Origin of the sequence: Mycobacterium sp. pR1184, from assembly GCF_041287235.1 — a bacterium.
In the GTDB taxonomy this organism is placed as follows: Bacteria; Actinomycetota; Actinomycetes; order Mycobacteriales; family Mycobacteriaceae; genus Mycobacterium.
Map to the genome: position 1 here is coordinate 241,739 of NZ_JBGGKR010000008.1, position 12,906 is coordinate 254,644.

The 12,906-nt window shown below is 67.1% G+C and carries 12 protein-coding genes; 1 reads left to right on the forward strand and 11 read right to left on the reverse strand.

Annotation, left to right across the window (positions count from 1 at the left end; all coding sequences use genetic code 11):
• Positions 1-53: 53 nt before the first annotated feature.
• The 11 genes from ACAG21_RS16610 to ACAG21_RS16660 form a co-directional block, all read right to left on the reverse strand.
• The gene (locus ACAG21_RS16610) at positions 54-998 is read right to left on the reverse strand and encodes a copper transporter (protein WP_370497286.1); all 945 of its coding nucleotides are present in this window, start codon (positions 996-998) and stop codon (positions 54-56) included.
• 22 nt (positions 999-1,020) lie between these two features.
• Positions 1,021-2,202, reverse strand: coding sequence for a putative cytokinetic ring protein SteA (gene steA, locus ACAG21_RS16615; RefSeq protein WP_370497288.1), 1,182 nt, complete (start codon positions 2,200-2,202; stop codon positions 1,021-1,023).
• Positions 2,203-2,383: 181 nt separating this feature from the next.
• Entirely contained in the window at positions 2,384-4,129 is a 1,746-nt protein-coding gene (gene recN, locus ACAG21_RS16620; protein ID WP_370497289.1) for a DNA repair protein RecN, read from the reverse strand.
• Positions 4,130-4,153: 24 nt separating this feature from the next.
• On the reverse strand, positions 4,154-5,077 hold the full coding sequence (locus ACAG21_RS16625) for an NAD kinase (protein WP_370497290.1): 924 nt from the start codon (positions 5,075-5,077) through the stop codon (positions 4,154-4,156).
• Complete coding sequence (locus ACAG21_RS16630) at positions 5,074-5,883, reverse strand: TlyA family RNA methyltransferase (RefSeq protein WP_370497292.1); 810 nt, start codon at positions 5,881-5,883, stop codon at positions 5,074-5,076. Before ACAG21_RS16630 ends, ACAG21_RS16625 begins: the two co-directional genes overlap by 4 nt.
• Before the next feature lie 9 nt (positions 5,884-5,892).
• A complete protein-coding gene (locus ACAG21_RS16635) occupies positions 5,893-6,078 on the reverse strand; it encodes a hypothetical protein (RefSeq protein ID WP_096287257.1) in 186 nt (61 codons plus the stop codon).
• A gap of 23 nt (positions 6,079-6,101) precedes the next feature.
• Positions 6,102-7,127 (reverse strand): HAD-IIA family hydrolase, encoded by a 1,026-nt coding sequence (locus ACAG21_RS16640; protein ID WP_370497293.1) that lies wholly within the window; start codon positions 7,125-7,127, stop codon positions 6,102-6,104.
• Positions 7,128-7,146: 19 nt separating this feature from the next.
• Complete coding sequence (locus tag ACAG21_RS16645; RefSeq protein ID WP_370497295.1) at positions 7,147-7,971, reverse strand: tetratricopeptide repeat protein; 825 nt, start codon at positions 7,969-7,971, stop codon at positions 7,147-7,149.
• Between the two features lie 68 nt (positions 7,972-8,039).
• Positions 8,040-8,414: a DUF732 domain-containing protein gene (locus ACAG21_RS16650; protein ID WP_370497296.1), complete on the reverse strand. Its 375-nt coding sequence runs from the start codon at positions 8,412-8,414 to the stop codon at positions 8,040-8,042.
• Positions 8,415-8,868: 454 nt separating this feature from the next.
• On the reverse strand, positions 8,869-10,149 hold the full coding sequence (tyrS, locus tag ACAG21_RS16655; protein WP_370497366.1) for a tyrosine--tRNA ligase: 1,281 nt from the start codon (positions 10,147-10,149) through the stop codon (positions 8,869-8,871).
• Positions 10,150-10,951: 802 nt separating this feature from the next.
• A complete protein-coding gene (locus ACAG21_RS16660; RefSeq protein ID WP_370497298.1) occupies positions 10,952-11,563 on the reverse strand; it encodes a DNA-3-methyladenine glycosylase in 612 nt (203 codons plus the stop codon).
• A 68-nt stretch (positions 11,564-11,631) separates the two neighbouring features.
• Here ACAG21_RS16660 and ACAG21_RS16665 point away from each other — a divergent pair, with 68 nt between their 5' ends.
• Positions 11,632-12,900, forward strand: a complete 1,269-nt coding sequence (locus tag ACAG21_RS16665) for an ammonium transporter (RefSeq protein WP_370497299.1) — start codon at positions 11,632-11,634, stop codon at positions 12,898-12,900.
• The last annotated feature ends 6 nt before the right edge of the window (positions 12,901-12,906 follow it).

The window sequence follows — 12,906 nt, forward strand, 5'->3', positions numbered from 1 at the left end:
CTAACACCAGCGACCCCAGCTCGCGGCTAACACGCCCGGCAACCGGACAGCAGCTACTGCGCGACGGTGATCGAGGTGGCGCCGTGGCCGGTGCCGTACTGGCCGACATGGCCACCATTGAGCAGGTCGTGCAGCCCGAGGATCGCGGTGATCCGACCCGGCGCGGCCTCGACATCGTCGACGGTGCTGATCGCGGAGTTGATGCCGGTGTCGGCGCGTGCCACCGCGACCGCGGCACCGCCCGTCGACGATCCGTCCCGCCCGGCCAGCAGCGTGCCCGAGCCGTGCGGCGCCAGCGCCGCGGCGAAGCGGGCCACGCTGACTCCCTGGTTCCCGGCGTCTTGCGGCAGCGCGCCACCGGTGACGATCAGCGCGGCGTTGGCCGCTGCCATGTGGTCGCTGGGCTGATACGTGACGAACCCGGTCTCGCGCAGCGCCGCCAGCACGGTGTCGCGCTGCGTGTCATCTACCGGCGGGACCGCCGGGTTGGCGTTGATCAGCAGGGCGATACCCAACAGGTCACCGGCTTGGGATCCCTGGTCGACGAGTTTGGTGCTGAGTTGCTGGCCGGCGGGCAGCACCGACGAGTTCACCACGGTCCGCAGTTTCTCGGCCGAGTTGGCGTCGACGAACTCTTGGGTCAGTGCCACTGTCCCCGTGACGGTGCCGCCGGCCTGGCCGACGACCTTCGCGACCGCGGCAACGTCGTCGTCCTTGGCGTCCGGAGTTCGGAAGACGACGACGGATTTGCCGGCCAGCCCGTCGTGTACGATCCGGCCCATCAGCTGGTTGTCGAAATTGTTTGCCGCGCTGAGCTTTTCATTGAGGACATTCTTCTGGTCGTTGAGACCGTTGATCTGCGAGTAGAGGTCGCGCTTCTCGTTACGCAGGCTGGAGAGCAGGCTGTCGGACAAAAAGCCCGAGCCCAGGACGACGCCGACGGCCAACGCGAGGAAGACCGCGGCCAGCGACAAGGCATGTTGGCGTAGCGAGATCATGAGCGCACTCCCTTAGATCGGACTACGTGATCAGGTGCTGAATCCACAGGGAGAAGTGATTCCAGTAGTCGGTGGCCCAGTGCAACACCACGCCGTCGGTGCGCGATACCCACAGCGCGACGATGACGGCGATCAGCATCGTCAGCGCCAGCAGCGCGATGGCGCCGCCCGAGATGTGGTTGCGGTAAAGGGTGGCGACGGCCTTCGCGTCGACCACCTTTTCCCCGACCCGAAGCCTGGTCAAAAACGTCGACGGGTTGCTCTGGGTGCGCGTCCGGTCGAAGAACGTCTCGATGTTGGCGGTGTGGCCGGCCGTCACCAGCAGCGCCGCGCCGTGGTGGTCGGCCAGCAGCAGGGCCAGGTCGACGGCCGAACCCGCGGCGGGGAAGGTCATCGCCCCGACGCCGAGGTCCTGGATGCGCTCCAGCCCGGGCGCGTGGCCGTCGGCATCGGCCGGCAGCACGACGTGGGCGCCGCACTTGAGTGCTTCGGTGCTGATCTGCTCCGGGTCGCCGACGATCAGCTGCGGCCGATAGCCCGCCTTGCGCAGCACGTCGGCGCCGCTGCCCACGCCGATCAGGACCGGCTGGTACTCCTTGATGAACGGCTTCAGCGAGCGTAGGTCGTCGGCGGCACTGTCCTCATCGGCGACGATCACCACGTGGCGGCGGCGCAGGTCGATGTCGACGTCGGGAATACCGATGCCGTCGATCAGCAGCGGACTCTCGCTCTTGATGAACTCAATTGTGTTGCCGGCGAACGCCTCCAGGTGGGCGGCCAGGCCACTCTTGGCCTCGCGCATCAGGTCGGCGATGTCGTGGTCGGTGCGCTCGGTGCCGCGGATCAGCCGACGCTCGCCGGCGTACACCCCGCCTTCATACAGCCGGATCTTGGCGCCGTCCTTGACCTTCTTGAAGATGTCCGGCCCGGTCTCGTCGATCAGCGTGACGCCGTTGTTGACCAGCACCTCCGGCCCCATGTTCGGGTAGCGGCCGGAGACCGACGGCGAGGCGTTGACGACGGCGGCAATGTCGGCCTCGACCAGCGCCTCGGCGGTGATGCGGTCCAGGTCCAGGACGTCGAGAACCACGATGTCTCCCGGGCAGACCCGGCGCAGCAGGCGGTCGATGTTGCGGTCCACCCGTGCGGTGCCGGTCAGACCCGGCCGGGAAGCATTACGTGTTAGCAGCCCTGACATCTTCATGGGGGCGATTCTGTCCGCGATCGGCGGCCCAGGGGTGGAGGCGCGCCGTAACATTAGCCCCAGAAGTTATCTAGAGTCACATCCGTAACAGGCGGATTTCGGTCTGGTCTCGGCCGTCGACTAGTCGGGATGAATGGGTGCCAATTCCCACCCCGAGTCGACGTGCGCGGGGCGACGACGGTCAGATCTCGTCGTTTTGGGCGCCGGCGAGCAGCTCCCGGGCGTGCGCGCGGCCGCTGTCGGATTCGCCGAGACCGGCCAGCATCCGCGCCAGCTCGGCGACCCGCTCGTCGTCGGTGACCCGCCGCACCACACTGGTCCCCCGCGGCCCGGCCGGATGCACCACCAGGTGCACGTCGGCGTAGGCCGCGACCTGCGGCAGGTGGGTCACCACGATGACCTGGTGAGTACGTGCCAGCCGTGCCAGCCGCCGCCCGATCTGGACAGCCGCCCGGCCACCGACCCCGGCGTCGACCTCGTCGAACACCATCGTGGTGCCCGCCGCCGATGCGGCCAGCACCACTTCCAACGCCAACATCACCCGGGACAGCTCACCGCCCGAGGCGCTCTTGGCCAGCGGCAGCACCGTCATGCCGCGGTGCGCGGCGAAGCCGAACTCGACCTGGTCGATGCCGTCGCCACCGGCGCGGGCCAGCTCGCCGGACGGGAGCATCAGGGCGGCCGGGTCGTCCTTCTCGGTAGCGATGTCGGTGCACACCTCGATGGTGAATTCGGCATCGGCCATCGCCAGCCCGGACAGCTCGGCGGTCACCTCCTTGGCCAGCTTCTTCGCCGCCTTGCGCCGGGCCTTACTGAGATCGATTGCGGCCTCTGCCAATTCGCCCGCGAGCTCGTCGGCTCGGCGTTCCAGCGCCGCCAGCCCTTCCTCGGACACGTCGAGTTGGGCCAGCCGGTCGCGGGATTCGGCCGCCCAGGCCAGCACGCCGTCGACGTCCGCGGCGTACTTGCGGGTCAATGTGCGCAACTCGGCTTGGCGGGCCAGCTTGGATTCCAGGGCGCTGGCATCGACCGGCAGCTCTTCCAGGTAGCCGCCGAGTTCCTGGGCCGCGTCGGCGACCACGGTCTGCGCCTCGCGCACCTGCTCGGCCAACGCGTGCAGCTTGGCGTCGTCGGTGGATTCCAGTGCGGCCCTTGCCCGTCCGAGAGTGTCGGCCGCGCTGGCGCCCGACAGCTCCTCGGTCGAGAGCGCTTCGCGGGCGGTGGCCGCGGCCTCGCGCAAAGTGTCCAGCTCGGACAGTCGCACGATGTCGGCAACCAGGGCGTCGTCCTCGCCGGGCTGCGGGTCCACGGCATCGATCTCGTTGAGCGCGAAGCTCAGCCGGTCGGCCTCCAGCGCAAGCTCGCGCATGCGGTTGCGCCGGTCGAACAGGTCGCGCCGCGCCGTGAGCCAGGCGTCGCGCACTTTGCGGTAACGCTCCAGCGCGGTGCCGGCCTTCGCGAACCGGTCCAGCGCGCCGCGTTGCTCCTCGGGCCGCATCAACCGCAGCTGGTCGTTCTGGCCGTGCAGGGTCAGCAGCCCGGTCGTGAAGTCCCCCAACGATTTCGCCGGCACGCTGCGACCGCCGAGGTATGCACGCGATGGCCCGTCACGGCTGACCGAGCGCAACGCGATCACGCTGCCGTCCTCGTCGCGCTCCCCGCCGGACGCATCCAGCATCTCGTCCAGCTGCGCGATCACAGTGTCATCGAGATCGGTTGTGGTGAACCGTCCTTCGACGACCGCGCGTTCGGCACCCGAACGCACCCGGTTGGCGTCGGCACGGGCGCCGCCGAGCAGGTGGAGTCCCGTCACCACCATGGTCTTGCCGGTGCCGGTCTCACCGGTCAGTACGGTCAGGCCGCGGTCGAACTCCCCGACGGCAGAGCTGATCGCACCCAATGACTCGATGCGGATTTCGGTCAGCATTGCATCAGCACCGCTACGGCGCCGTTACTTTCCGCGCCAACCGGTCACGGGCAGGCGGAATTTGCGCACCAGTCGGTCGGTGAACGGCGCGCTGTCCAACCGCGCCCATTTCACCGCGGTGCCACAGCGTTTCACCTCGAGCCGGCCTCCTGCGGGGAGCACCATTTCGCGACGGCCGTCGCAGAACACCAGGGCGTCGTTGCCGCTTGCCTCGATCTCGATCGCGATCGTGGCCTCCGGGCTGGTGACCATCGGCCGCCCGAACAGTGCGTGAGCGTTGTTGGGCACCACCAGGATTGCCTCGAGGTCCGGCCACAGCACCGGGCCGCCGGCGGAGAAGGCGTAGGCGGTCGACCCGGTCGGCGTCGACACCAGGACGCCGTCGCAACCGAAGGTCGACACCGGCCGGCCCTCGATTTCGACGACCACGCCGAGTACGCCCAACCGCGGACCCTTCTCCAGGCTGGCCTCGTTGAGCGCCCAGCCCTGGTCGATCACCTTCCCGCGATGCCGTACCGCGATGTCGAGCGTCAGGCGCTCCTCCACCCGGTAGTCCTGCGCGACCACATGTTCGAGCACCCGGTCGATGGCTTCGGCTTCGGCCTCGGCGAGAAAGCCGATCCGCCCGAGGTTGACGCCCAGCACCGGAATGCCCGCGTTTCGCGCGAATTCCGCCGCGCGCAGGAAGGTTCCGTCGCCGCCGAGCACCAGCACCAACTCGCAGCCCTCGGCTGCGTCGGGCTCGGCGTCGACCACCTCGATTTCGACGCCCATCGCCCGTACGTCGTCGGGAGACAGTGGCAGCGGCCCCCGATCGACGGCCTCGGCCGACAATACGCGAAGCGCAATTCCGTTGTCGCTCAACACTTTCTGAACGCGCTGCGCGGTCTCGGTGGCTTCCTCGCGTCCGGTGTGCACGACCAGCAGGATGGTGCGTTCGGCGGTCATTGCGGGCCCTGCGCTACCGCGCGCCGCACCGCGTCGACAAGCCCGTCGGCGGTCAGCGCCCGCTCGGTGTCGGCGCGCAACCACAGGAAATATTCGACATTGCCCGATGGTCCCGGTAGCGGACTGGCCGTGACGTCGACGGTGTGCCAGCCCAGCTGGCCGGCACGTCCCGCGACGGCCAGCACCGAGTCGGCGCGCATCGCGGGGTCATGGACGACCCCGCCGGCACCGACCTGGCCCTTCCCGACCTCAAACTGCGGCTTCACCATGGGAACGATATCCGCGCCGGGGTTGGTGCAACCAGCCAGCGCGGGCAACACGGTGGACAGCGAGATAAACGACAGGTCAGCCACCACGAGGTCGACACGCCCGCCGATCGCCTCGGGCGACAGGTCGCGCACATTGGTCCGCTCGACGACGATCACCCGCGAGTCAGAGCGCAGCGACCAGGCCAGCTGGCCGTAACCCACATCGGCGGCCACCACCTCGGCGGCGCCACGATCCAGCAGGACCTCGGTGAAGCCGCCGGTCGAGGCGCCGGCGTCCAGGCAGCGACGGCCCGCGACCGGGATCTCGAACGCGTCGAGCGCACCGATCAGCTTGTGTGCGCCGCGCGACACCCATCGGCGCTCGCCGTCGTCGGCGACGGTCAGGGCCGCGGTCGCCGCGACGGCGGTGCCGGGCTTGACCGCGGGCATGCCGTCGATGCTGACCTTGCCGGCGCCGATCAACTCGGCGGCCTGCTGACGAGATCGCGCAAGTCCGCGACGCACCAGCTCGGCGTCAACGCGGGCGCGGCGTGCCATGCCCGCACCTCAGCCCTTCTCCGCCGACTCCAGCGCGGCCAGCAGCACGTCATGGGCCTGCGATAGCCGGCGTGCGATGTCTTCGAGCTCGGCGAGGGACGGCCCGGTCTCCCGGTTTTCCGGGTCGGCCAGGTCGGGCAGCTGCGCCAGCAGGTTGTCGATGTCGGCGCGAATCTGTTCGGGATCGATATTCATTGCGGTTCTACGGTAGTCATCCGCTAGTCCCCATGCACGAGAGACCAGCGCTCGAGCGCGTCGCGGGCCCGGTCGTCGCCGGGCCGGATGCGCGCCGGCCGCCCCTGGAAATCGGAGTAATCGCCGCCCCACACCGCGCTGGCGACGGCCCGCACGATCGACAGCCCGTCCCCGTCGTCGTCCACCGCGTCCGTGCCGGTGACCGTCACCGCACCGTCGGCGACGTCGATCGCCCAGCCGGGCTGCGGCCCGACCGCCAGCAGGTCGCTGTCCTGGTGCAGGGCCCGCAGGTCGTGGCCGATGTAGGTGGGGCGCTGCTCGGCGCTTGCGTACACCGCGTCGCGCGCGCTGCTCACCCCGGTCAGCACCATCAGGCTGGGCAACCTCGCGGCATTGGCGCCCTCGATGTCGGTGTCGAGGCGGTCGCCGATCACCAACGGCGCGCGGTAGTCGCCGCGGGCGACAGCATCGTCGAGCAGTGTCGGGGCGGGCTTTCCGGCCACCTTGGGTTCGGCCCCGGTCGCCGCCCGCAGCGCGGCCACCAGAGATCCGTTGCCGGGCAGCAGCCCGCGCTCGGTGGGCAGCGTGGCGTCGATATTGGCCGCCACCCACAGCGCGCCGGCCCGAATGGCGAGTGCGGCCTCGGCCAGGTCGGGCCAGCCGATCGTCATCGACAGTCCTTGGACGACCGCGACCGGGTTGTCGTCGAAGCGGCGCACCGGACGCAGCCCGACCGCGGAGATCTCGTTGGCCAGCGAGTCGGTACCGACGATCAGCACGGGCGAATCCGGCGGCAGCTCACCGGAAAGCAGGCGTGCGGCACTCTGGGCGCTGGTGACGACGTCGTCGCCGCTGGCGGTGAACCCGAGGTCACGCAGGTGGGTCGCTACTTCGTCGGCGCTACGGGATGCGTTGTTGGTGACGAACAGCTTGCGGCTGGTTACCTCGTCGAGCGTCTGCACCGCACCTTCGGTGGCGCTGTGGCCACGGAACACGGTTCCATCCAGATCGATGAGCAGGCAATCATATTCCTGCGCAATGCTTTTCATTTGATCGAACCCAGCATCGTCAGCCCAGCTCGCTGACCCGGTCTTCGGCGTCGGTCACGCCGTCGACGTCGGCGGCTGCGGAGTGCAAAAACCATTGCAGGGCTTCGTCATTGCGGCCGAGTGCCAGCAGGGTGTCGGCGTAGGCGTAGAACAGCCGGGCGGCCGTCGTGCCGGAACGGCTCGGGTCCAGTTGCGGCGTGGACAACAGGGTCAGCGCCTGTTCGAGTTGGCCGAGATCGGAACGGGCGCCTGCGATCACGATGCGCAACTCGTCGGCGTCGTCGCCGGACAGCTGGGCCGCCTCGTCCCCGCGGGCCAGTTCGATCGCCCGCTCCGGACGGCCAAGGCCGCGTTCACAATCCGCGATCAACGCCAACAACGAGGACTTACTGCCCATTCGGCGGGCGGCACGCAGTTCGGACAGCGCCTGGGCCCAGTCGCCGTTGCGGTATGCGGCGATGCCGACCGCTTCGCGGATGGCGGCGATCCTGCTGGACCTGGCGCGCGCGGCACGGGCATGGTTCAGGGCGGCTTCGGGGTCTTCGTCCATCAGCTCACCGGCGGCGACCAGGTGGCGTGCCACCGCATCGGCGGTGGCGCGGTCCAAGGTGCTCAGTTCGCCGCGGATTTCGGGAGCCAGTTGTTTGGGGTCCACGTCGGGCGGTATCGGAGGCCCGTTGTCCGCCGGGCGATCGCGGTCCTCCGGAGTGTTCCGCGGCTGGGCTGCGCGAGCGCGGCCCGGTCCGGACCACGGAACATCACGCGCCGTGCGCGGCTTCGGTGCGCCGCCAGACCCCGTGCGCGGGCGTCGTTCGCCGTTGTGACGCTGTCTGTCGTCGCCCACTCGTGTCGTTCACCTCGATTGCTCCCGGTCTCCTCGAAAAGGATACGGGCACCCCGGTGTGGGTCTTGCTACGCCTTGAATCGGTCCGGAACCAACGGCGCGATCATCGAAGGACAGAAGGTCGCGATCGCGATGATCGTGAAGATGCCCGCATTTTTCTCGGTCATGCCGTTGCCGCTGGACACTTCCGAGACGACCGAATCGAACGACCGGCCCGGCTCGACCAGCATCGGGCAGACCGACTGCCCCTGTGCCAGTGCGGCGGCCGGCGCGGTGACGGCAATACCGGCATTGGTCAGCCTGGACAGGAAGGCGTTGCCCGCGATGTCAGCGCGAATGGGGGCAGCCATCGATGCCGCCGCGACAATCAAAGCCGCGGTCAAGACCATAAACGCGAAGGCCTTGATTTCTGCGCCGGCCCGCAAGGTCCACTGGTACGTCATTGATTGCGCCGTCATCTCTCGCTCTCGTCGATGGTGTGGTGGCTGCGCAAATTCACTGTGACTACAGTGGCCAACGAGTGTCACGTTTAGGGCACGGCCAGGTAAAGGTTTGTATACCACCGCGTTTTGCTCCGGACGTCTTGACAACCTCGGGTGCAATATGTTGCGCCGCCGATCGCCCACCACCGACGGACGGTCAGATCAATACACCGAATCCGTTGTCGCCCAAGCGATTTGAGATCGTCAGCGCCGCCGCGCCAGACGCTGGTGTCCCCCGAATGGTGGACACGGTATTTCCACCCGCGATTCAACCGGTTGAGGGATACCCGGGATCGCTCACTGCAGGAAAACTAGTTCTCACAGCGGGGATCTCGTCGCTCCTTTCAAACGAGGCTCCCCTCCTCTCATATCGGCTTCCCCTCCGATTGACGAGATCTCCGCTGAATACTTTCTTCTAGACCTTCTCGATGCCGGCGATGTTGCGCTTTCCCCGACGCAGCACCAGCCACCGGCCGTGGAGGAAATCCGAGTCCTGCGGCGACCATTCGTCGCTGTCGATCCGAACGTTGTTGACCGAAACGCCGCCCTCACCGATCGTGCGTCGTGCGGCGCCCTTGCTGGCCGACAGGCCGCTGGCCACCAGCAGGTCGACGATCGTGTAAACGCCGTCCGGCTTGACCTCGGCAAGGCTGGCGTGCGGAGCCTCACGCAGCGCCGCCGTCAATGTTGCCTCGTCAAGGCGGTCTAAGTCCCCCTGTCCGAAGAGGGCACGGCTAGCGTGTTCGACCGCCACGGTTGCGCCGTTTCCATGCACCAGAGTTGTAATCTCTCTCGCCAATCGCCGTTGAGCGAGACGCTTCTCCGGCTGGTGGGCCGTGGCGTTTCTAAGCTCTTTTAGCTCTTCCGCGGACACGAAAGTGAACCACTGCAGGTAGCGAATCACGTCCGCATCGGCAGTGTTGACGAAGTACTGATACCAGGCATATGGACTAGTCAGGTGTGGGTCCAACCACAGGTTGCCGCCGCCGGTCGATTTTCCAAACTTAGTACCATCGGTTGACGTCACCAAGGGAACCGTCAGCGCATGCACCGTCCTACTGAACTTCTGGCGGACGAGACGAACGCCTGCGATGATGTTGCCCCACTGATCGGAACCGCCGATCTGCAGTGCGCAGCCATGGCGCGCATTTAATTCGGCATAGTCGTTGGCCTGCAGCAGCATATAACTGAACTCGGTGTAAGAGATCCCGTCGCCCTCGAGCCGCCGCCGGATGGTGTCGCGATCCAGCATCACGTTGACTGAGAAATGCCTGCCGAGGTCCCGCAGGAACTCGATCGCCGACATCTTGCTTGTCCACTTAAGATTGTCTTCCACGATCGCGCCTGTGGCTGAGTCGTCAAAGTCGACGAAACGTTCCAACTGACCCCGAATCCGCTCCGTCCAATCGGCGACAACGTCGGCATCGTTGAGGCCGCGTTCACCCACATCACGCGGGTCCCCGATCATCCCGGTAGCGCCACCCGCGAGGACGATGGGCCGGTTTCCTGCCCGCTGAAACCGGCGCAGTGTTAGAAGCGGCACCAGATGGCCCGCATGCAAGCTGGGCGCTGTGGGGTCGAACCCTGCATACACCGTCAATGGCCCGCGCCGCATTTCACCGGCCAGCGCATCAAGGTCAGTGGCCTGGGCGATCAGCTCGCGCCAACTCAGCTCGTGAAGAATCATATGGTTGATTTTCGCAGTGCACCCACGCGCCTTGACGTGTGGCTCCGCTTCGCGCGCGAGAGGTCCCCGAAACTTTCGACATGGCCGGTCCCTTGACTTGCAAAGACGTCACTGTCTTCGCGAGGCGAAGACTACTCGATAGATGTTCTATGTCAGTTCCGCAGAAGCACAGGTAGAGGCGCTATCCGATTCAACGACGCAACTGTTTGCTACGCCTGGTCAGGGCTGGTCGACTGGTCTCCAAGCCCAGCCACCGCTCCAAGAAATTCAGCGAAGATTCTTAGCCGCTCTGGTGTCATGACGAGAGTGATCGTCTCTTGAGTTTCTCGGCCGCGGCGACGCACCGTGACAGGAAAATATATTCCATCGTCCTCAGGGTGACTTACCTCATGGCCGACGCCGTACCCGATCGCTTCCGTGGGGCCGTCTAGCACCTCGAACTCATTTAGATCGCTCTGGTAAAACCCCACTCGCAACTCGCGACCGCCGTTGATGTCGTGATGGAAACGCCATCTAGTGTCCGGCTGCAAAAGCTGGTCGCGGTGAACGTTGCAGATCCCGACCTCAGTCGGCAACTCCCACCCGCGAGGTTCGGTCAAACGATGCGGAGGCCAAAAGGCGTCGCTCTCGCACCCATACACCTCACACTTCACAGTGCCCTACCGTATCGTGGCCGCGACTCTTCGGGGGATTTAACCTGTAATTTCGGTTTCGACCGGCGTACAGCTCGGGCACGGATGTAATTCTGAGCGATCGGCTTGTTGCAGCCGACAACTTCTCAGCTGCTGATGAGAGCTACCGCATGCCTGGGCTAGTCGCTGGCGCCCGGGGCAGGTGCCCGCGGACTTCGCCGGTACGCGGAGACTTCCGGTCGACCGGCAAGCCACAGCCGCCACGGCCGGTCGGCGGCCTGGCTGACGCCCACCCGGGGGCCGGCCACCGCACCATCGGTCGGGTTCAACGCCAGCGATACCGGGCTGCCCGGATCGAAAAGGTCAATTCCGTTGTCGGACATTGTAATTCCCAGCGCCGCGCACAGATTACCGGGGCCCCGGGCCAGCGCGGTGGTACGGATCGCCTCGCCGCGGCGGCCCTGGGCGATGTCGATACCGTCCTCGATCACGGCGGCGCGCAGCAGCACCGCGGCGGCCGTGCCGTCGGGTCCGCACGAGACGTTGGCGCAGGTGTGGATCCCGTGACTGAGGTAGGTGTACAGCCGTCCCGGCGGCCCGAACATCACGGCATTGCGGCCGCTGGGCCCCCGGTAGGAGTGCGCCGCCGCGTCCGGCCACGGGCCGTCGGGAACCCCGCCATAGGCCTCCACCTCGACGACGATCGCGCGCACGCCCCGGCCGGTGAGGGTGGCGCCGAGTAGCCGGTGCGCGGCCGCGACCGGGTCGACTACCAGCTTGCGTGCACCCACCCACCGAACCTACCGAGAGCCAGAACATGGCAAACTCCCGGTTGCCGCGTGGCGAAGGAGCCCAAACAATGCATGCAATCGACCCCGCTGCCACCGCGTGGCTGCTGGCCAGTACCGCACTGGTTCTGTTGATGACCCCCGGCCTGGCGATCTTCTACGGCGGGATGGTCCGCACCACCGGGGTGCTCAACATGATGATGATGAGCTTCGTCTCGATTCCGCTTGTCACGGTCGCCTGGCTGCTGGTCGGCTACACGCTCGCGTTCTCCGAGGACGGCGCCGGCGGGTTCCTCGGCAACCTCAGTCATCTCGGGATGCTCGGCATCACGCCCGACAGCCTGCACGGCACGGTTCCCGAATTGCTCTATGCGACGTTCCAACTGACCTTCGCGATCATCACGGCGGCCTTGGTCAGTGGCGCGATCGCCGACCGCGCCCGCTTCGCCGCCTGGATGGTCTTCGTCCCGATCTGGGCGATTGTCGTGTATTCGGTTGTCGCGCACTGGGTATGGGGACCCGGCGGCTGGCTGGGCAAGCTCGGCGTGCTGGACTATGCGGGTGGCCTGGTCGTCGAGATCGTCTCGGGTTCCTCGGCGCTGGCCCTGGCGCTGGTGCTCGGGCCCCGCATCGGCTTCAAGAAAGACGCCATGCGGCCGCACAATCTACCGCTGCTCTTCGTCGGTGTCGGACTGCTGTGGTTCGGCTGGTTCGGGTTCAACGCCGGTTCCGCGTTGGCCGCCAACGGGACCGCAGCAGCCATCTTCCTCAACACGCTCGTCGCGGGCTGCCTCGGCATGCTGGGCTGGCTGACGGTCGAGCAGATCCGCGACGGCAGGCCTACGACGTTCGGCGCGGCGTCCGGTGTGGTGGCGGGCCTCGTCGCGATCACCCCGTCGTGCGGCACCGTCAACACGCTCGGCGCCACGGCCGTCGGCCTGGCCGCCGGCGTCGTCTGCGCGTTCGCGGTGACGGCGAAACTGCGCTTCAACTATGACGATTCGCTCGACGTCGTCGGTGTGCACTTCGTCGGCGGCGTAGTCGGGGTCTTCCTGATCGGGCTGCTGGCCACGGCCGTCATGACGTCAGGCCCGCAGGGCCTGTTCTACGGGGGTGGCTTCGGCCAGCTCGGCAAGCAGACGCTGGCGATCGTCGTCGTCGCGGTCTATGCGTTCGCGGTGACGTTCGTCCTCGCGAAGGTGATCGAGCGGCTGATGGGCTTCCGGCTCAGCCCCGAGGAAGAGACGACCGGCGTCGACTTCACCCAGCACGCCGAGACCGCCTACGCCGAAGGCGTGCACGGTCATCTGCCGTTGCGCCGCCCCGGCGCCCCCAGCTGACTCCTC

Excerpts from the sequence above, each read along its gene's own strand:
- ACAG21_RS16610 (WP_370497286.1), bottom strand. The coding sequence starts at position 998 with ATGATCTCGCTACGCCAACATGCCTTGTCGCTGGCCGCGGTCTTCCTC.
- steA (WP_370497288.1), bottom strand. The coding sequence starts at position 2,202 with ATGAAGATGTCAGGGCTGCTAACACGTAATGCTTCCCGGCCGGGTCTG.
- recN (WP_370497289.1), bottom strand. The coding sequence starts at position 4,129 with ATGCTGACCGAAATCCGCATCGAGTCATTGGGTGCGATCAGCTCTGCC.
- ACAG21_RS16625 (WP_370497290.1), bottom strand. The coding sequence starts at position 5,077 with ATGACCGCCGAACGCACCATCCTGCTGGTCGTGCACACCGGACGCGAG.
- ACAG21_RS16630 (WP_370497292.1), bottom strand. The coding sequence starts at position 5,883 with ATGGCACGCCGCGCCCGCGTTGACGCCGAGCTGGTGCGTCGCGGACTT.
- ACAG21_RS16635 (WP_096287257.1), bottom strand. The coding sequence starts at position 6,078 with ATGAATATCGATCCCGAACAGATTCGCGCCGACATCGACAACCTGCTG.
- ACAG21_RS16640 (WP_370497293.1), bottom strand. The coding sequence starts at position 7,127 with ATGAAAAGCATTGCGCAGGAATATGATTGCCTGCTCATCGATCTGGAT.
- ACAG21_RS16650 (WP_370497296.1), bottom strand. The coding sequence starts at position 8,414 with ATGACGTACCAGTGGACCTTGCGGGCCGGCGCAGAAATCAAGGCCTTC.
- ACAG21_RS16665 (WP_370497299.1), top strand. The coding sequence starts at position 11,632 with ATGCATGCAATCGACCCCGCTGCCACCGCGTGGCTGCTGGCCAGTACC.